Below are 18,995 nucleotides of genomic sequence, written 5' to 3' on the forward strand. Positions count from 1 at the left end.
AAATGCGGCGGCGGGGAATCGCTGCACGGCTGGAGATTGCATTACGCGCATTGCCATGGCTCGGTTTTGCAAATTTCCATCAAGCGGCGCAGCTCGGTGCCTTTTCTGAACAACTCGGCATGGGTCAGGTGGTCCAGATGCTTATTGGCATCGGCAAAGCGCCGGCTGGAAAACAGCGCATACGCCAGCGCATAGCGCACATCCTGGTCTTCCAGCAAGCCGGTACGGTATAAACTGGATTCCATGTTGGCCGCGCGTTCGTATTGTTTCAGCGCCAGCAGAAGAGACAACCGCTGTTTCAGTTTGATTTTCTGATCGCCGATACTCTCGTTCAAGGTCAGTGCTTTGTGAAAGCGCCCTGCGCGCCGGTAGATTTCCGCGGCTTCCGCTTGCAAACCGGGATTCAGCAATGCCGCTTGCTCCAGAATGAATGCTGCCGAATTCAGCTTGCCCTGATCCAGGTAGGTATGCGCCAGCAATTTCGCTACCATTTCATCGTGCGGAAATTTCAGGCGCGCGATTTCCAGAATGTTCAATGCTTCCTGATATTCCCTGCTCAGTCTGAGCGCATTGCCAAGCGCGACATAATCCGCCGCAACGGCTTTGGATCGGTGCAGGTATTCCCGGCCAAGCCTGACTGCTTCCTGATAAAGCCCCAGCTCGACGAAATAGAACACCGTACGCTTGATAAAACGCAAATCGGCCGGAAATTTTCTTTGCGCGTCATTCAATGTACTGATCGCCGCATCGGTTTGCTGCAAATGCCAATGCGATTCCGCCTTGATACTCAGAAATGCCGGATCTTTACCTGCCCGATCGCCTGCCTTGGCCATTGCATCAAGGGTTTGCCGGTACTCTTTCAAGCCGAAATGGGTTTGCGCCAGATAAGTATAGATCGCCTTATCGGTTTGACCTTTCTTGATGGCTTGCTGCAGGCTGCCCTTGGCCGCTTCGAGATCGTTCAATCCCAGGTAGGCCAAACCCTGCACCGTATAAAGACGCGCCCAATCGGTTTTCTCATTAGCCAGATCGACACTCTGCAGCGCCAGCAAGGCGCGATCGTGATGACCATCCTTCAGCATAAGCGCAGCCAGCTCGATGAAATCGGTAGATTGCGCCTTATTCTCCGCTGCGTGAACGGACTGCACGTAACAACTCAGCGCGATGGCGGCGTAAACCAGGAAATGCAGTTGCCAGCTCGATCGATTGTTCATAGCAAACATCAGGACAAATCGAAACGGATTTTCTGCTTCGCCCAAACCCGTACCGTTTCTCCCTTATACTTGGCCGGCTCGAAATGCCAGGAACGGATTCCCTGCAGTGCCGCCGCATCGAAGATGCCGGACGGACTCGATTCCAATACCTGCACCTGATTGACGGAACCATCCGCTTCCACCAATACGGACAGGACAACATAGCCTTTGACACCGCTCTTCTTGGCTGCCGGCGGGTATTTGAAAGAGCCGCGCGCCACCGGTTTCGGTGGGATATCGACCAGGTCAGCCGTCATCACTGCGTTACCCGTCTTACCCAGCAAGCCGTCATTCATATTTCTGTCACTGCCGCCATCCAGTCCCAATAAACCCAGATCGATACCCGACAGCGCCGTATCAAACCCCTTGAAAGGTGCAGGCGCTTGCGAACGAGATACCATTTTCTTTGGTTCCGCTTTCTTGATTTCTTTTTTCGGTTCCGGCTTGATTTCCTTGGTCATGGCGATTTCCGTCACTTCCTGCGCGGTTGGTTTTTGCACCTCGTGCATATAGCGATTCATCCACAAAATCATGCCGAACACCAAAACCAAACCGGATAACATGACGACGACACCCGCCGCATGCCGTTTGAAATGTATCATTTTCATTTTTCTACCCCGCTTCTTTTTTCGTAGCCACTCCCACACTCTCGGCACCGGCCAGGCGCGCCTGATCGACGACTTCCACCAGCCTGCCCGCAGGCACCCCCTCATCCGTTACCACCAGCACCACTTTGCTGGCTGAACTGGCCAGCAAATCGCGCAATTTACTCTGGATCAGCCACAGCCGTATCGGCTCTCCATCCATGTACGTATCGCCCTGCCGGTCGATGAACAGGCGAATCGCCTTGCTCGATGCCATCACGGCGCTGTTGGCTTTGGGGCGTTCCAGATCCAGCTTCATATCCTTGACGAAAGTCGTGGTCACCATGAAAAAAATCAGCAGGATGAACACCATGTCAATCAATGGCGCCATATCGATGGTGGCTTCGACTTCAGCAGGTTCGTTATTTCTCATCATGATTCCAGTTTCAACTCTTGGTTAAGTTTGATGGCACAGCAGATCCTTGATCTGCGACAGATCTTGTTCGATTTGCTGTTGCTTGCGGTTCAACAGACTATTCGCCAGCAAACCGGGAACGGCCACCGTCAATCCCATTTGGGTAGTAAACAGCGCTTCGGCAATCCCGCCCGCGATGCCACCGGACTGAGCATGCAGGGTCATGGTGGATAACGATTGAAAGGTCTCGATCATGCCGGTGACGGTTCCCAGCAAACCGAGCAGCGGTGCAATCACGACGACTACCCGGATGAGCACGGAGAACTTAGCAATTTCCCGCTCATATTCGTAAAAAGCCGCATCCAGTTGACGCCGCAGATTCGTGACACCCTGATGTTTCAGCCTTATGCCGCGTTTGATGGCCTTGGCGACGATGCTGTTGGCGGGTTTGCCTTCATGCAGCTGATAGTCTTTCACCATGTCGCGGATGCCCATCAATTTCGGTTCTTTCATGGCCCAGAATCGATAGCCCACGCCATACCACAGTAGCAAGGTGCACAGCACCAGCGGCGGCATGACGATCCCGCCGACAACGAACAATTCCTTGATCCAGATGATCAGTTCTGTCGCTGTCATGTCTAAGATGCTGCCGGAGCCAATAGTATTTCGTTGTGACTCGCAGACTCGGCTTCAAGCGCTGCATCCACATCGACGCCGCCTGCCAGAAATACGTTGATGATCCGCAACGCGGCATGTTCCATGTCGCGTTTGATGTTACGCGCCCAGGCGGAAAGCAGGGAACCGAGCAACAATGCCGGAATCGCCACCACCAGCCCCAGTTCCGTCGTGACCAATGCAATCGCAATGCCCTCGGATAACAATCGCGGATCGCTGGTACCGAATTGAGTGATCGAATCAAATGTTTCGATCATGCCGGTCACCGTTCCCAGCAGGCCAAGCAGTGGCGCTACCGTAGCCGTAACCAGAATCGCCGGGCCGAAACGATCCAGCGGGCCGGATTCCTGCAAAATGGCCTCGTACACAATGCCTTCCATATGATCCCGATCGTCTTTCAAATGCCGCAAGGTATACAGCAGCACCCGGCCGATCGCTGACGCATTGCTTGCGCAACTTTGTTTCGCCACTTCCAGATTACCGTGCGACAATTGCTGCAGAATCTTGTCGGAAAGCTGTTGCGTATCGGTGCTATTGGTACGCAGGAGAATCATGCGAAACACGGATAGAAATGCTGCGATGATCCCGAGGATGACGATGACCCAACCGATCGGACCGCCTGAATCGACATGTTCCAGCAGTGTTTGTTCATGCATTTCGTCGACGGCCGTGGTGCGCGATTCGAACAAAAATAACTGCAGCGTATCCGGCTGTTGGTTTTTGCTCAATGCAGTGGCACTTTCCGCACCGTTGCCTTTCCAGACCTTGAACTCGCCACCACCCGCCGGGGCCAGACTGCCGCTGCCCTCGGTACTGATACCGTAAGCCGCAATATTTCCCAGGAACAATAACGTGCCGTCAGCCTGCTTGCCATTTTCCAGATAAAATTTTCCCGGCTTGGTTTTGATGGCGCCCAAATCCTGCAGCAACGACAAAGACTGCTTGAACAAAAAATTCACTTTCGCTTGTTCATTGTCCTTTGCTTCCTTCAATGCCGCGGGCATTTCGATGCCGTAATTTTTCAGTGTGGCTTCCGCTTGCAGATAAGTGTTTTCCAATGCATCGTTGCGCTCCGTCGCTGCCACGTCTTTGCGCTCCACCTCGGACAAGCGGGTGGTGAGCTGATCGATTTTCGCCGAGCGCTCTACCGAATGCCGTTCCAATGCGCCGATCTTGGCACTGAGCGCCTGTTCCTCACGGATTGCGGTTGATTGGTAAGTTTTCAGGCGTTCAGTCAACTCGCGTTTTTGCGCTTCCAAAAAAGCAAACTCGCGCTTATAGGCGGTTTCCAGATTGACCGCTTCCTGTTTGGACGATCCCGGTTTTTTCGCTGGTGCCGTTTCAGTTTTGTCTGCCGATGCTTGCACATCCTCAGCATTGACCGTAGTTTCTTTTTCATTTGCTTCCGCTGCACCGGCGATCATCGCCAGCACCAGCAACATGACGAATATCTTGTTCATTTTCTCAATGGATTGGGTAATTCAAAATAGCCTTGGCGTATCTGCTTTTTCAAAGAATCGAATAAAATCTTGATGCGCTCTGCCTCATCCGTACTTTCCACGGTTTCAAATTTCCATTCACCTTCCGGGGTGCGCTTAGCCATTCCTGACTGGTTGTCCTTGGTTTGGAAATAAAGAAATACCGTGCCCAGTTTGGCAATATCTACTAACATTTTCTCGCCATTGAGCGTGATGGTTTGCTGATAAATCCCGTTTTCCTTGCTCAAGCGAATCTCGTCTTCAATAAGAGACCAAGCTTGATTGACTGCTTTGTTAGGATCGATGGTACGATTGGCAATGTTATTTTCCAGATCGCCGATCGCTCTCACACGATCTTCAATCTTGAACGGGAACCCCGCTTGCACATGGCGCTTGTAATCCCCCAGCGCTGCCAACATGACCGGTTTGAGCGTTTCCCCCGATTCCTCGGCTTTTTTGGTATCCGCAGACAGCTTTTCGATGGAATGCTGCAGCTTCTCGATATTCAGCTTTTGCCTTCTCTCTTCCACGCTTAAATCGGCCAGTTGCGAGTTGAGTGCGGACATTCGGCTAGCATGCTTCTCTTTTTCCATGTCCAGCTGCGTCTGCAGCGTCTCGACTTCACCACGAATCTTGGCCAGCGATTTCGCCAGATTTTCCACACTGCTCGCCATTGCTGCCGGTGCGGAAAGCCAAAGCACCAGCCCGCCCAGCAAGATTATTTTTTTTGAAAAATGAATATGCATAAAACCCTCGTTAACAACGCAGCGCATACTACAAGCCGAATATTTCATCCTCATGACAACTCGATGTCATTTCACAAAGCTCTGTTGCCGATACCGGCGAGGAAACCGGGAAGTATCCGGCTGTCATAAAACTTTTACGTTGCGCCGCTAAGATGGCAGTCCATGCGACTGAACGAAGAGGAGAAATCAGATGATCAATCAATCGATTGCCAAAGAAAAAAGCGTTTTTTTATTGACCGACAGCGATTGGCATGCACGCACGATTCAATTCATCGTGGGTGTTTTGATGCTGGCGCTGTATGTGTGGATTGCCGCGGGTGTACTGAGTTTATTACTCAATTTGCCGGAAATTCTGAAGAACGGCTGGGCGCAAATCGCCGAGCACATCATCGTCGACATCGTGCTGATCCTGGCGATTCTTGAACTGGTCCGTATTTTGCAGTCCTACCTATCGGTCGGGCGCGTCAAGGTCACGTTCATTCTGGATGTGGCCCTGGTAGTGCTGATCGGCGAACTGATCGGGCTTTGGTATAAGGAATACACATCGGTCGAAGTCGGCCTACACATCGCCGCCATCACCATGTTGATCCTGCTGCGCATCGTATCGATCCGGTTTTCGCCGAATGTGGTTGACTAGTTAGAAATGAAAGTCGACTAAGCTCACCGATGGAATTTAGCAGAGTCTAATACAGCACACCATGTTAAATGGCAGGCTACGCCATTGGTGTTAATCTGTAATTTCACGAACCTTAACGTTTAATCATATGACTCTCTGAACGAAATAGAGAAACTGCCCAAGCTCCGATGCCATGAATTTTTCGTTCTGCCACCATGCCACTTCATTCAGCACCAAACCTGCGGTAGTTGCCAGTTCAACCTTGCTCGGAACAACATCAATAGCAAACATTTCCTCGAGCCTGGCGTTGATGGAGCCTTCGAAACTCCCCAGTTTCTCGTCAAACTCCTCGACAGACATTTCGGGAAGAAACTGCATTTCAACGAGGACTGCTAATAGGAGCTCTCTGGGAAGAGATGTTTCAAAGTCGTACTTAAACACAAAGGTCTTACTCTGGTCTATTGCGCCCGAATTGATTAAGCCGCGAAAGATATCAGTATTCTCTCCGTCGGCATCGCCTTGAGCATAAACGACCAAACCTTGTGATTTGAATTTCTCAAGAAGCATCTGGATTCGCTTTGATCGCCGATTGCCTTTGCCAGCATAGACTTCTACATTAAGGTCAAGAAACCATGCTAAGTGGGATTTTCGCAACTCATCCAGGAATGCCTTCTCGGCATACCCTTCCACAAAAAGTACTGGACTCTTGGTACTAAATGCCGGTAGATCCTTCCAGTGGGAAGCAATGCCATTGAGATAATCCCGAAGGTGACCGATTCGGCTATAAATGTTTGGAGCATAGTCACCGAAATACTTATGGAATCCGTCATCCATATTCATTCCAATGTATTGCTCAGCAATATAGATAAACTTATAGAAATAGTATGTGCCATCAAGAAACTCTTGAATGTGGCCACGATCCATTTTTGCTAGAAATGGAAAAGTTGATTTCACGATATTCCGAATGCAGTCGCTTGCTACACCGCACTTGATATCGACTGAGCGATTGGGATTCGCAGGATGTCGCTTGGCGTATTTGCAGTAATCCCACCTTCCACAATTGTGGCATTCGAAGTAAGGTATCCATTCGGCAATCAACATTTCAGCAAGCGATGACTCAGTGAAAGTGCCTTCGAGCTGAACACGTTCAACCCCATAAGTATCAGGAATCGAAAAGCCTGTAAGATCCATGACAGCTACCTTAACATATGCGAAATATTGTCCAATAATCGTGCATGAGATAATACATACCTATAATCATCATAAATTACTAAACTGTATTCTATTAGAAATCAAAGAATAAACAGAGAAAATTATTAAAAAAATACGATCATGCCATCTGGTAATAAAACTACTTCCTAAGTCATTTGCATTGCTCGCATCGCTTCACCACTCGCAACAAATAACACTCCCTTCACCGTTCTGTCATAAAAATGTAATGCATTGTTTATATGATTGCAGCATTTCTAACTACATGAAATTAATTGGAGCGGTTGATGGCTGTCACCATACTCGTTGTTGAAGACGAACATGCAATCCAGGAGCTGATCGCGCTGAATCTCAAGAAGGCGGGGCATATCGTGCTGTGCGCGGACGATGCCGAGCAAGCCAGGAAAATGGTCAATAACGTTCTGCCGGATCTGGTGCTGCTCGATTGGATGCTACCGGATATCAGCGGGATAGAATTCGCGCGCAAATTAAGGCGGGAAGAACGCACCAAAAGCATTCCGATTATCATGCTTACCGCGCGCATTCAGGAAAGCGACAAAATCGCCGGACTGGAAGCCGGTGCGGACGATTACGTTACCAAGCCGTTCTCACCGCGGGAGTTGCTCGCCCGGATCAAGGCTGTGCTGCGCCGCCGGATGCCGGAAATGTCCGATGAAATCATCGAAGTCGGCGGTTTGAGACTCGATCCGGTAACGCACCGCGTGCATGTCGCTACGACTGACGAACCGTCCAGATTGGCGGAAATCTCGCTCGGCCCGACCGAATTCCGCTTGCTGCATTTCCTGATGGCGTATAAGGAGCGCGTGCATACGCGCGCGCAATTGCTCGATCGCGTGTGGGGCGATCATGTATTTATCGAGGATCGCACCGTCGATGTGCATATCCGCAGGTTGCGCAAAATTCTTGAAGCGGTGGGAAAAGAAAATCTGGTACAAACCGTGCGCGGCACCGGCTACCGGTTTTCAGTCGAATGTTGTGAAGAAAACGTTGAGTAAACCCTTACTGTCTTTCTCTCCTATTTAAAATATCCATATCCGGTTGCGGATTTTTCATGTTATGAACCCGCACATCCGGGTTTCATGTGCCTTAAAGATTGTTTCCCGGGTTGCAGTTTAACCATTGCTGCACCCGGCAACAATCTTTCAAGCATGAACAGCAAAGATATCTTAAAACGACAGCCAGCCGTTCAAGTAGAACGTATCGTTGTTCACCGCGTTGCGGCCCAGGCCATCATAATTGTGAACACTGCCGTTAAATTTGAAATTGTGTACGTATTGCGCCGCAATACGCAGGTTAACGAACGTGCTCATCACGGAATCATTGGTTTTGCCGAAAGGAGTAAAACTGGCTTCGGCGATAAATGCTTGACTGAGCGGATTCCCCGTACGGCTGCCGCTGATCGGATCACCAAAACTGTAGATGACGGTATCGGACGTTCCGGTGGTTTGATTGTAAAACAGGTTCAAACCGTAGGTTTGCTGGAACGTATACCCGGCTCTTATCCGTGCCGTGTCGAGATTGCTCTTTACTTTATCCGCCAATCCCAGCGCCGAGCTGGCGTTCAAGTTGCGGTTTTCACGCAGATAAGTTGCGGTAAATTCATAAATATGCACCGGGTTGGCGAGATATTGATAAGTCAAATCAAAGCCGAAGTCGTCGTACCGGTCCGTGCCTGCACCGGCGATTCTTTGCGGATTGACATCGGCATGCATGCCATAGGCTCCCACCGCGCCATAATGACCGTTCCAGTCCTTTTGCAGCGCAATCCGCCAATAAGGCGCGCCGCCGTTCAGTCTAGGTTGTTCCGCGTCGAATACGCTAATCCCTTTTTGCGCATTCTTGGCCAAACTGGTGTAGCCACCGGCTTCCACATACAACAAATCGTTCAGCATCATATACGCTGTCGCGCCGATCACCTGCGAACCCAGCGATTCGATCAAATTGGCAGCCAATTGCGTTGGCGCTAAGGGCGATGAGCTCCACGGAAATCCCCATGTCGGCGTGGTGTTCCACAGATCGGTAACGGTCGGGTTGTTATTCGCCGTCAAACCGAAAACCAGCTTCTGACCGGCGACATCGGTACGATCCGCGAAGCGGATATCGATGTTATCCAGCACACCGATATTTTCCACGCCATCATAGGTTCCCTGGACAAACGCACCTATCTTGGATGTCAAACGGCCGGCAAGGAAAACGGATGCTTCATCTATCGTGCCGTTATCATTCTTACCGAAACGCGGCGCCGCACCGTCCGCCTGGGCTTCCTGCGTATGCGTATACGAACCGCGGAGCATACCGCTCAACGGAATGAGATTGTTATTCTTACCGTCCGTCTGCGTATAACCATTCAGTTTGAAATTTCTGCCGACCGTTGTCAGGTTAGACCCGAATGACTGCACATGGCAAGCGCTGCACGCGTAACCGGTCTGGCGCGCGAAGCTCGGCAGCGCATTCGCGTTAGAACTTATCAGGAAAAATACCAACAAACCAACACCCAATGACATCGCATTTTTTATTGCGGTCATTATTCAACCCCTATCAATTGAAATGAAAAAATTTATACAAGAGAATTCGCGTGAATAAAGAGCAATCTAGTTCTAATTCAGTCTGCAAATCAATCGCTCGACTGCCATTTTCAACGGAACAATTTATATTTATGTATTATTATCTTCAATGCATTAATTTCTTGTGAAGTTGATGAAAAGAATTGTGAAGTTATCTAAAAACAAATAGGTAAGAAACAACAACTTGATTTATCGTGACACCATTCCGAACCCATTCCTTAATTTACCGATTCAGGATTCACCATGCCAACACCTTTTGTTTCAAGCAGCATTACCTCAACCACTCCGGCTCATATCAATTCGATTGATTCACTCCTCGGCGGAACACGCTGGGTAAACTCAACCATTTCGTACAGCTTCCCAACGAGCAATAGTGTTTCATACTGGTCATCACTATCCGGCGGATACGGCTCCCAATTCGGCGATGGCGAGCCCTGGCGAAGTGCATTCGCACCGCTGACCACCGCGGATCAGACAGCTTTTATCAAAGCGCTGCAACAATGGGCCAACGTAGCCAATATCAATTTCGTTCAGGTCACGGAAACTCCCGGCAACGTGGGCGATATCCGTGCAGCCTACACCGACGACCCGGATGAATCGACCTTGGCCTGGGCTTATTTACCCAATACAAGCCCCTTAGCGGGCGATATCTGGATTAATACCAATAGCTTGCTCAATTCGCAGGACTGGAACCCCGGCAACATTTCCTTCGAAACCATTCTGCACGAACTTGGCCATGCGCTCGGCCTCAGCCACCCGTTCGCCGACCCCGACATGCCATCCAAACCGGTACTCCCGCCGAATTTGGACAGCACCATTCACACCGTTATGAGTTATACCTATGCCAATTTACAAGGCGAAACGGGCAACGAATTCTCCTTTCACCCAACCACGCCGATGGTGCTGGACATCGCCGCAATACAATACTTATACGGCGCCAACACACACTACCATGCCGGTGACGACACCTACGCTTTCAATGATGCCAACACTTACCACGAAACCCTCTGGGATGCGGGCGGCACCGATACCCTCCGCTACGATGGTGCAATATCCGGTGTGATCGATTTGAATCCGGGTGATGGATCGTTTATCGGCCAGCCGGTTTACGTTCAATCCAACGGTGTCAATGTCGGCGATCCGGTTCCAAACGTCTGGATCGCCAACAACGTTACGATCGAAAATGCCGTCGCCGGCCAAGGTAACGATATCCTGATCGGCAACAACAGCCGCAACAACTTGGATGGGAGTGCCGGAATCGATACCGTGCAAGTCGACTCTGCGCGCAGCCAATTCACGCTCAACCCGGTGTTCGGCGGCTACACCCTCAGCGACAACACCAATCCCGACAATCAGGATACGTTGACAAACATTGAGCGGGTGAAATTTGCCGACGCGCACGTAGCGCTCGATCTCGACGGTCACGCCGGAGAAGTCGCCAAACTGCTCGGCGTGGTATTCGGCGCCACTGCCGTGGTCAATCAAGATTATGCCGGTATCGGCCTGAGCAAAGCCGACGAAGGATTGAGTTACGAACAACTGGCCACTTTCGCCATCGACGCCACCAATCTAACCAGCCACGACGATATCGTCACGCTGTTGTGGCAAAACTTGTTCGGTTCCGCACCCTCGCTCAGCGAAAAATCACCTTATGTCGATATGCTCGACCACGGCGAAATCTCTACCGGCGCGCTCGCGATACTGGCCGCAGATACCGGCATCAACGCGGACAATATTCACCTGACGGGGCTTATGCAAACTGGGTTAGCGTATACCGGCTGATAGCCGGTTGATTTCCTTGATTCAAGCTTGTTTGACCTAATTTCCAGTTGACCGCTGCTGTCGAACAGGCTTGAATTAACCATCAGCACAGTCATCTGATTTGCCGAATAAATCAGGATTTTTACCGCTATTCGTCAACTTACCCAAACCCGGCTTACTCGATAATGGCCGCCAGCAATGACAGTTTATGCGCCATCATTCGGCCTAAAGACATCATTCAACAGCCACCCGCGCGACAAGGACAAAAGATGCTAATTCCATCAAATCTGATTCTATCGTACAGCGATGCCGATCATGCGCCTGTGATCAAAACCGATGGTACTATCGAATTACCCTTCGAAAACGAGGTGATTGCCGGATGCGGCGATATTATTCTTAGCAACGGTTCGGATACCCGCAAAATCGCGATCACCGACACCAGCCAGGTTACATTCAGCAGCAGTAAATTCGGTAATTACGTGATCATCAATCCAGCGCAGGATCTGGTTGCCAACACCCATTACAGCATTCAGATGGCGAGCAACGTCATCGCGGATAAGCACGGGCATGTCAATGCCGCCATCGACGATCCCGAAACGTTAAGCTTTAATACCGTGGATTCCGCGCCTTTATTGTTCAGCAGTAACATTGACAATACTCTGTGGAATCCGGGTTTACCCGCTGAATTAGCTGCTGATGGTGACATAGGGCTTTATTTCGATGAGACCGTGATTCCAGGCAATGGCAGCATAATTCTCAGCAACGGCTCGGATACGCGTGTCATCGATATTCAGGATACCAGCCAAGTGACCTTCGGCGGCGGAGATGGCAGCTCTGTCGTCATCAACCCAGCAACCGATTTGATTCCCAATACCAGCTATCACCTGCAAATTGCCAGTGGTGTCATTACCGATACCGCCGGTAACGCTTATGCCGGCAATAACGATCCGGATGCACTTAGTTTTGTGGCTACTCCCGCTGATCCGGAACTCTACTGGAGCAATCTGTGGAATGAATCAACGTTAAAGGTGGATGAAAGCATCCTTTTGTATTTTGGTGAAGCTGTTCAAGCGGGTAGCGGCGCCATTGTTATCAGCAACGGCTCGGATACACGCACTATCGACATCCATGATGCCAGTCAAGTGACATTTGAAGGATACAGCAACTTCACCATTAAACCATCGGCTGATCTTATTCCTGGTACCACCTACACTGTTCAAATGGCGGCCGGTGTAATCGCGGATGTCACTGGTCATGCTTTCCACGGAATCGGTGATCAGAATGCAATGAGTTTTACAACAATCGCCTCCGACCCGCTGCTTTACGGTATCGATGCAATTGGCAGTCTTGCACCGCCGGGTGAGATCACTTTCAAAGTTGACGATGGCCTCTTGCTGAAGTTTGACGAACCAGTGTTACCCGCTAATGGCGATATCATCATCAGTAATGGCACCGACACGCGCACGATCGATATTCATGACAGTAGTCAAGTGACATTCGATGACTATGGTCAGGTGTTCATCAAACCATTGCAGGATTGGGTTCTCGATACCCTCTATACTATCCGGGTAGCAGCCGGTGCTGTGACCGATAAGGATGGAAATGTTTTTGCGGGCACTGATGCTCAATCCGAACTCAGCTTCACATCGGTGAACTCCAATCCCTTATTGCTTTGGACCAATTTCATGGCGAGCGATGATCAACCGTTCTTAAGCGCCGGCAATCTCTGGAATGAACAACTGATTCAGCGCCCCGACAGTGGTATTCAACTGTTTTTTGACGAGAAAGTAGCGGCAGGTAACGGCAAAATTATTCTCAGCAGTGACTCCGATACCCGCATCATCGATATTCATGACACGAGCCAAGTGATGTTCGATGAATATGGCGATGTCTTCATCCATCCGTCGGATAATTTGCTGCCGCACACCACCTACCATATTGAAATAGCAGACGGAGTCATCGCCGATATCGCCGGCAATCCCTATGCGGGCATTCATGATGCCACCGCATTGGAATTCACGACAACCGATCCCTATTTCATCACGATGACCGACTTTGTTTAGCCGGATATTATGGTTCCATAAATCACGTAAACAGGCCACCATACTGAAAATTTGGGGCTGCTGATACAATGCCCTTGCAAATTTGAATATCTCCGATTTTCTTTCGAATCGTATGAAAGTCTAATAGAATCACGCTTTTTGATGAATCCGGACGATTTTTGACTTCATTACAAATCTTTGTTACTTTCCTGCGCAAATCCCGGTTTTGCTTTCTCAGCGCTCCGGTAAAACATGAGGAATGACATGCACGAAGAAACCGTAATGCACGGCCTGAAAGCCAAGGGGTTGAAGAAAGGATCAATTTCCAAATCCGCCGCCGTCACCATCGGCCTTGCGGCAACTGCTCCTGCCTATTCGTTAACCGGCGCACTGGGACATGGCGCCGCACAGAGCGGTTATCAACTGCCGATCGTGTTTATTTTATCGGTAATCCCGATGTTCTTCGTGGCATTGTCTTATAAACACCTGACCACCTCGGCGCCCGATTCCGGTACGGTTTTTACGTGGGGAACTAAGGCTATCGGGCCGCGATTCGGCTGGCTGGGCGGTTGGGCATTGCTATTGGCAAGCGTACTGGCGGGAGTGGCGGCCACGCAAATTATTGTCGATGCACTGGCTATTTTACTAAGCATGACGGGCATACCGTTATGGTTCCACTTTGGCATTGCTACCTTATTTATCTTAAGCACCACCTATCTGACTGCGCTTGGTGCAGAAGAATCTTCACGCACCACTTTGATTCTGACGATCACGCAATATGGCGGATTGATCGCTCTGGCAATCATTCTGTTCGCGCAAGTGATGCAAGGCGATGCCGTGCGCACCGCTGAGCCTTTGTCGTTCGAATGGTTCAATCCGTTTGCAATCTCATCGTTTCATGCATTCTTAAATGGATTTCTGGTGGCGCTATTCATTTTCTGGGGATTTGATGCATCCCTGGCAATGTCAGAAGAAACGAGCGGCAGCGCGGAACAAGCGGGACGAAGCGGCATCATTGCGATGTTCATCACAGTGATTACTTATGTTGTCTTCGCAACGGCGGCACTGGCGTATGCCGGCATAGATACGCATGACAGTTCCAGTTTGACATTTCAAGACAATATCGACTCGATCATTACAGTTCTGGCAACCAGCATGATCGGAACCAAAGGCGCTTTTGCCGCTGCGCTGATCATCGCAATTTCGGCATTTTCCGCCACCATGTCGACGATCATGCCCGCCGCGCGCGCTGCATTGGCTATGGCAACATACCGGGCGATTCCGCGCAAATTCTCCTCGATCAATAAAAAAACGCAAACCCCGCATTTTGCAACTTGGACGATCGGTTTGATGACATTGATTATCTACATCACGCTAAGCTTGATCAGCGAATCAATCGTTAAGGACACCATTCACAGCGTCAGTATCGCGGTTTGCACTTATTACACGGTGGCGGCATTATCCTGCGTGCTGTATTTTCATCGCACCGCATTCAATCATTGGCATACCACATTATCTCAGGTGATTTTGCCGGGAATTGCTGCCATCATTTTGGTTGCCGTAGCTGTCATTCAAGCATGGAATATGATGGATCCCGGTTATGGATCCAGCGGATCAATCGCGGGTGTGGGTATAGTGTTTTTGATCGGCGTGGTTACGTTATTTCTCGGAGTTCTGCTGATGCTGCTATGGAGCTTGTTCGAACCAAAATTCTTCCGGGGAGAAACTCTACCGCTCGAACGAGCGCATATGGTGCCTGATAACGGGAAAAGTAGCGTGGCCGCTAACGCGACGAAAGGCACTGTACAAAAGAGTTAGCTTAACTTTTAATAAGAGAATTTGCAGGGGAAGTCAGTAGCGAATTTTAGAAAGCACTTGTTTCAATACATCGGGGGTGCATTGCCCCTTTCCTAAATAGATTTATCTTTCTCAAGCGGAAAACCCGCATCACGCAACGCTCTAATCCCACCCTCCATCGAAACCACATTGGTATAACCCATTTGCTGCAATGCATCCGCTACCAGTATTGAACGGTAACCGCCGCCGCAATACAACACAATTGGCGCTTGCTTGTCCGGAATCACGGTTTCAATATCGCGTTCGATAATGCCTTTTCCAAGGTGCTGAGCGCCTGCTGCATGATCTATCCAAAATTCATGGTCTTCCCGCACATCAATGAAGTGAAATTGCTCTCCGCGCGCTAACCGTACCTGCACATCAGCCACCGTACACTCTTTCACTCGTTGTCTGGCTTGTTCCACTAACCCCAAGAATCCTGGATTGTGCTGCATGCATTTTCCTCTTTCACATTCCTCGATTTCTTCGATCTGCCAAAAAAAACCGGTACACCGGCTGTCTTGCGACAGTGGTGTACCGGTGTTGATGCCTAACTTCTCTTGTTACAGTTTGGTAAAGACTGGAATTACCGCACCAGCAATACTGTTGATGTAACGATTGCCTGCTTGGTCCCAGGTCATCAGCAAGCCACCAAAGCGGCTTTCCGGGTCACCCAACAGCGCCATCAAACGTTGTACTTCCCACAACGCGTCTTTGGCTTCCATCTTAACTTCACGGGTTTCTCCAGGTTGAACACCTCTGTCGCCATCCACCGTCAAACCAGTTGCTACCAGTTCTCTTGGATAGTCAGGATCCAGGTGTTTGCGGCCCAGTTCGTTCACAAAGCGTACGCCCGCTGTCGTGAATTCACCGATGTTGACTTCTGAGTCACCGTTGTTGGTGATTTCCATCGTTACACGCAGTGCACGGCCCGGTACGTCGTAGTTAGCGTGCGTTACTTTGATCGCAACAGGGTTCGGTGCAATCGGTAACGGTGCTACTTTCGATTCGCCCGCTTGGATCGGTACTGTGTATGGGTGTACGCTTTCGGTGTAACGATAGCCGCCCCAAACGATCGCGCAGGTCAGAATAGCTACTGCAAGACCTACTTTTCTGTCGGTTGGAGAGGTTAATAATTCGTCACCATACGCCAGCAGTACACGGCTACGCGGTAGGAACATCGGTTTCGCTACAAAGTAGCCAATCCAGAAGCAACCTAAGCCCAGCCATACGATGTGCCAGAATATGCCGTTGCTGAAGTTGAACGTTTCCAGGTCAATGGTTTTACCGGTCAGTGTGGTCACTGGGTTGGTAAAGTCATCCCAGCTGCCGGAGATGTTCATCCAAGAAGCCGGACCTGCAATAGGACCTGCATCTTTAATGTTCACCATCGCATGCATGTGATGGCGTCCAGGGATACGTGCTTTCAGTCTGACTTCAAATGCATAGTCACGACCGATTTCCAGCGGGCCGGAAATAAACGTCGGTTCGCCGTTCAGTTTGGTGCTTAAACGTACAAACACCGGGCTTGGGCTACCTACGTTAAAAAATGCACGGGTTGGCTTACCTACCGCACGGGGCCAGTCTTCCGCTAAGTGGAAGTTACCGGTCATCGTCGCAATGTCGTTCACTTTGGTGACTTTCGGTTGCCATTTCAAGTCGTACCATTGAATACTACGCATGCGCAGGAACGGTTCTTGTGAGCGCTCACCGTGTGCCGCTGCCGTCTTGACGTCTACCGTCAGCGTCATCGCCAGCGATGCCGCTCCAATCGCTGCTCCATACAGGCCTAATACGCCCAGTTTAAATATGCTTCTTATGTTCATTATCTAATCCCCTGTGCAAAGCCTTTTTCACCAAACGCGGTTACGTCGTTCTTCATTGATATGCGTCCTCTTTCGCCTTTAACATAGTAGAAAGCGGTGCAGTACAGTTTACCGAAGTACCACCATACGCAGAACATCAGCATGGATACGAATGCTGCGAAGAACGCTGCAATCACTGTGGTGTGACCACCAAAGGTACGCAGTGAGCCTTGCTCAATCAGGCGAACGTATTCAGGTGTACCCGTACGTACGTACAGAAAACCTGTGTAGTCAGCTACTGACAGCAATACGCCTTCAACAACCACCGGTAAGTGGGTTGGGCCAAAAATCGGCCAGTTGCCCGGGTAGAAGAATAAACCAAAGAAGCCGCCGCCTAACAGGGCTGTGATCAGCCAGTTACCCGTCAACAGTAAAATCGTATCCATCATCAACGCACCTGGAATCATGGTCGATGGCAGTACAAAGTTGAGCGGATAGTGTGACCACCAGTAGAAGCCCCAGTAACGGGTCAGCCATTCACCTACTAACAGGCATACGATACAGAGTGTCGCGCCAAATGGCAGGCGATAGTTTACCCACAGGTAATACATCAGTGCTGCACAGTACATGATACCTACAATCGGTGTCACTACCGGCCACCATTGACGGTCTTTCCAATCCAACCAGAAATCCCAGTCTCCTGCTAACAGCATGAAGTGCATGTGATAGGTTCCTACCAGCAATATACACAGAATCGGAAAATATACCGCATCTATGTATCTGGACATCTTGACCGCTTCCGGCACCATCTTCGCCGCTGCTAAAATTTCGTCTGTTCTACTCACTAGACCCTCCCTTCTTCATTTCGTGTGATATTAAATTATGAAAACTTGACGATTCCCTTGCTTCTTTTTGTCGTCAGCCTATCGGCCGTTTTCATGACTGCTGCTAATCTTTCTTAAATTCTTCTATCCTTCCCGCCCAGCCGGGCAGGAAGAATTAACCTCAAGAATTAAGGTACGATTCTGTTGTTCAGAATCTCTCTGCTTTGACCATTCCAGGTTACGTCGGTCAGGTTCGAGTAACGGGTGATGATTTGTGCTGCAATACCGCCCGAGAATAAACCTGCCCAGCCCAGAATTACAAAGCCCCAGTGCAGTGGCGCGCTGAACAATTCTTCCATGAACCAGAATGCGTGACCCCATTCGTTCAAACCAACGTTCGGCAGAATCATCAGCGGGCCGGCAATCGCCATAACCAGCGGGAATGATGTACCGCGGCTGTATAACGGCAGACGGGTCATCGCGTACAGGTAGGATGCTACGCCACACACGATGTACATCGGGAATGAGCCGTAGAACACCACTACGTGACTTGGTGTGAAGCTGGTGTCACGAATAATCACTTGGTGCCACGATGCGTCTTGCTCGGTGAAGAAGCTACCGCCCCAGTAAACACCAAACAGATACACACCCAGCCACATCATCCAGTAGAAATAACGTTTAATTTCCAGTTTGGTGTCCAGATTGTCCAGTTGTTCTTTGGTGTCGCGGGTCTTCAGTATCCAGCCCCAGGTTACCAACGCAAACAGCGGCATCAGGGTCATGTGAACGCGCCACAGTCCCATCCATACCTTGTCAAATTCCGGTTCCATCGAGTCCATACCGTGTGAGTATGCAAACGTCCTTTGGTACCAGATCCAGAATATCGCTACCAACAGCATTGTTAACATGCCCAGCTTGTAGTACTTCGAGTCGTACCACAGTGACATGTCATAGCTTGCGCTTGATGCACTTGACGTGCCGTAAGTTGTTGCCATGTTTCTACCTCCTAACTGTTAATCAAAACTACTTCTCGTTCTTTTACTCTCTACTTCTTCTAATACTAATTAATTAGTACTGCTTTTACTTTTATCTCGGCAGCTAAATTAGCCTATTTCTACCCTTAATTTAACCACACTTCTCAGGCTAGTCGACCTTACCCCTCAAAG

Annotated in this window: 17 protein-coding genes; 5 read left to right on the forward strand and 12 right to left on the reverse strand. The window is 49.9% G+C overall.

Annotation, left to right across the window (positions count from 1 at the left end; translation table 11 throughout):
* Window positions 1-41 precede the first annotated feature (41 nt).
* Genes HRU78_10080 through HRU78_10105 form a run of 6 tightly spaced genes read right to left on the reverse strand, consistent with a single transcriptional unit; the run spans window position 42 to window position 5,199 of the window.
* On the reverse strand, window positions 42-1,214 hold the full coding sequence (locus HRU78_10080; protein QOJ23950.1) for a hypothetical protein: 1,173 nt from the start codon (window positions 1,212-1,214) through the stop codon (window positions 42-44).
* A gap of 8 nt (window positions 1,215-1,222) precedes the next feature.
* A complete protein-coding gene (locus HRU78_10085; protein ID QOJ23951.1) occupies window positions 1,223-1,861 on the reverse strand; it encodes an energy transducer TonB in 639 nt (212 codons plus the stop codon).
* Window positions 1,862-1,865: 4 nt separating this feature from the next.
* Window positions 1,866-2,270, reverse strand: a complete 405-nt coding sequence (locus HRU78_10090; GenBank protein QOJ25009.1) for a biopolymer transporter ExbD — start codon at window positions 2,268-2,270, stop codon at window positions 1,866-1,868.
* Window positions 2,271-2,294: 24 nt separating this feature from the next.
* Window positions 2,295-2,888, reverse strand: coding sequence for a MotA/TolQ/ExbB proton channel family protein (locus HRU78_10095; GenBank protein ID QOJ23952.1), 594 nt, complete (start codon window positions 2,886-2,888; stop codon window positions 2,295-2,297).
* Window positions 2,889-2,890: 2 nt separating this feature from the next.
* On the reverse strand, window positions 2,891-4,387 hold the full coding sequence (locus tag HRU78_10100) for a MotA/TolQ/ExbB proton channel family protein (protein QOJ23953.1): 1,497 nt from the start codon (window positions 4,385-4,387) through the stop codon (window positions 2,891-2,893).
* Window positions 4,384-5,199 carry a DUF3450 domain-containing protein gene (locus tag HRU78_10105; protein ID QOJ25010.1) on the reverse strand — a complete coding sequence of 272 codons (816 nt, stop codon included), beginning with the start codon at window positions 5,197-5,199 and terminating at the stop codon, window positions 4,384-4,386. Before HRU78_10105 ends, HRU78_10100 begins: the two co-directional genes overlap by 4 nt.
* A gap of 142 nt (window positions 5,200-5,341) precedes the next feature.
* Between HRU78_10105 and HRU78_10110 the strand changes: the two genes are divergently transcribed.
* Entirely contained in the window at window positions 5,342-5,788 is a 447-nt protein-coding gene (locus HRU78_10110) for a phosphate-starvation-inducible PsiE family protein (GenBank protein ID QOJ23954.1), read from the forward strand.
* Between the two features lie 123 nt (window positions 5,789-5,911).
* On the opposite strand, the gene HRU78_10115 is transcribed toward HRU78_10110, so the two are convergent.
* Window positions 5,912-6,958: a hypothetical protein gene (locus HRU78_10115; protein ID QOJ23955.1), complete on the reverse strand. Its 1,047-nt coding sequence runs from the start codon at window positions 6,956-6,958 to the stop codon at window positions 5,912-5,914.
* A 305-nt stretch (window positions 6,959-7,263) separates the two neighbouring features.
* Here HRU78_10115 and phoB point away from each other — a divergent pair, with 305 nt between their 5' ends.
* A complete protein-coding gene (gene phoB / locus HRU78_10120) occupies window positions 7,264-7,992 on the forward strand; it encodes a phosphate regulon transcriptional regulator PhoB (protein QOJ23956.1) in 729 nt (242 codons plus the stop codon).
* A gap of 171 nt (window positions 7,993-8,163) precedes the next feature.
* Here the strand turns inward: phoB and HRU78_10125 are convergent, their stop codons facing one another.
* A complete protein-coding gene (locus HRU78_10125; protein QOJ23957.1) occupies window positions 8,164-9,522 on the reverse strand; it encodes a cytochrome C in 1,359 nt (452 codons plus the stop codon).
* 282 nt (window positions 9,523-9,804) lie between these two features.
* Here HRU78_10125 and HRU78_10130 point away from each other — a divergent pair, with 282 nt between their 5' ends.
* The 3 genes from HRU78_10130 (at window position 9,805) to HRU78_10140 (ending at window position 15,182) form a co-directional block, all read left to right on the forward strand.
* Window positions 9,805-11,343 carry a matrixin family metalloprotease gene (locus HRU78_10130; protein ID QOJ23958.1) on the forward strand — a complete coding sequence of 513 codons (1,539 nt, stop codon included), beginning with the start codon at window positions 9,805-9,807 and terminating at the stop codon, window positions 11,341-11,343.
* 248 nt (window positions 11,344-11,591) lie between these two features.
* A complete protein-coding gene (locus HRU78_10135) occupies window positions 11,592-13,385 on the forward strand; it encodes an Ig-like domain-containing protein (protein QOJ23959.1) in 1,794 nt (597 codons plus the stop codon).
* Window positions 13,386-13,628: 243 nt separating this feature from the next.
* A complete protein-coding gene (locus HRU78_10140; GenBank protein ID QOJ23960.1) occupies window positions 13,629-15,182 on the forward strand; it encodes an APC family permease in 1,554 nt (517 codons plus the stop codon).
* Window positions 15,183-15,274: 92 nt separating this feature from the next.
* On the opposite strand, the gene HRU78_10145 is transcribed toward HRU78_10140, so the two are convergent.
* The 4 genes from HRU78_10145 to HRU78_10160 form a co-directional block, all read right to left on the reverse strand.
* A complete protein-coding gene (locus tag HRU78_10145) occupies window positions 15,275-15,655 on the reverse strand; it encodes a sulfurtransferase (protein ID QOJ23961.1) in 381 nt (126 codons plus the stop codon).
* A 108-nt stretch (window positions 15,656-15,763) separates the two neighbouring features.
* Complete coding sequence (locus HRU78_10150; GenBank protein QOJ23962.1) at window positions 15,764-17,026, reverse strand: methane monooxygenase/ammonia monooxygenase subunit B; 1,263 nt, start codon at window positions 17,024-17,026, stop codon at window positions 15,764-15,766.
* Window positions 17,026-17,850, reverse strand: a complete 825-nt coding sequence (locus HRU78_10155; GenBank protein QOJ23963.1) for a methane monooxygenase/ammonia monooxygenase subunit A — start codon at window positions 17,848-17,850, stop codon at window positions 17,026-17,028. Before HRU78_10155 ends, HRU78_10150 begins: the two co-directional genes overlap by 1 nt.
* Before the next feature lie 167 nt (window positions 17,851-18,017).
* Window positions 18,018-18,824: a methane monooxygenase/ammonia monooxygenase subunit C gene (locus HRU78_10160; protein ID QOJ23964.1), complete on the reverse strand. Its 807-nt coding sequence runs from the start codon at window positions 18,822-18,824 to the stop codon at window positions 18,018-18,020.
* Window positions 18,825-18,995: the final 171 nt, after the last annotated feature.

The organism is Gammaproteobacteria bacterium, from assembly GCA_015709635.1.
In the GTDB taxonomy this organism is placed as follows: Bacteria; Pseudomonadota; Gammaproteobacteria; order Burkholderiales; family Nitrosomonadaceae; genus Nitrosomonas.

Bases quoted from the DNA above. Each gene is read 5' to 3' on its own strand.
- HRU78_10090 (QOJ25009.1), bottom strand. From the start codon at position 2,270: ATGAGAAATAACGAACCTGCTGAAGTCGAAGCCACCATCGATATGGCG.
- HRU78_10105 (QOJ25010.1), bottom strand. From the start codon at position 5,199: ATGAAATATTCGGCTTGTAGTATGCGCTGCGTTGTTAACGAGGGTTTT.
- HRU78_10130 (QOJ23958.1), top strand. From the start codon at position 9,805: ATGCCAACACCTTTTGTTTCAAGCAGCATTACCTCAACCACTCCGGCT.
- HRU78_10160 (QOJ23964.1), bottom strand. From the start codon at position 18,824: ATGGCAACAACTTACGGCACGTCAAGTGCATCAAGCGCAAGCTATGAC.
- HRU78_10140 (QOJ23960.1), top strand. From the start codon at position 13,629: ATGCACGAAGAAACCGTAATGCACGGCCTGAAAGCCAAGGGGTTGAAG.
- HRU78_10095 (QOJ23952.1), bottom strand. From the start codon at position 2,888: ATGACAGCGACAGAACTGATCATCTGGATCAAGGAATTGTTCGTTGTC.
- HRU78_10145 (QOJ23961.1), bottom strand. From the start codon at position 15,655: ATGCAGCACAATCCAGGATTCTTGGGGTTAGTGGAACAAGCCAGACAA.
- HRU78_10125 (QOJ23957.1), bottom strand. From the start codon at position 9,522: ATGACCGCAATAAAAAATGCGATGTCATTGGGTGTTGGTTTGTTGGTA.
- HRU78_10100 (QOJ23953.1), bottom strand. From the start codon at position 4,387: ATGAACAAGATATTCGTCATGTTGCTGGTGCTGGCGATGATCGCCGGT.
- phoB (QOJ23956.1), top strand. From the start codon at position 7,264: ATGGCTGTCACCATACTCGTTGTTGAAGACGAACATGCAATCCAGGAG.
- HRU78_10150 (QOJ23962.1), bottom strand. From the start codon at position 17,026: ATGAACATAAGAAGCATATTTAAACTGGGCGTATTAGGCCTGTATGGA.
- HRU78_10085 (QOJ23951.1), bottom strand. From the start codon at position 1,861: ATGAAAATGATACATTTCAAACGGCATGCGGCGGGTGTCGTCGTCATG.
- HRU78_10110 (QOJ23954.1), top strand. From the start codon at position 5,342: ATGATCAATCAATCGATTGCCAAAGAAAAAAGCGTTTTTTTATTGACC.
- HRU78_10080 (QOJ23950.1), bottom strand. From the start codon at position 1,214: ATGAACAATCGATCGAGCTGGCAACTGCATTTCCTGGTTTACGCCGCC.
- HRU78_10115 (QOJ23955.1), bottom strand. From the start codon at position 6,958: ATGGATCTTACAGGCTTTTCGATTCCTGATACTTATGGGGTTGAACGT.
- HRU78_10135 (QOJ23959.1), top strand. From the start codon at position 11,592: ATGCTAATTCCATCAAATCTGATTCTATCGTACAGCGATGCCGATCAT.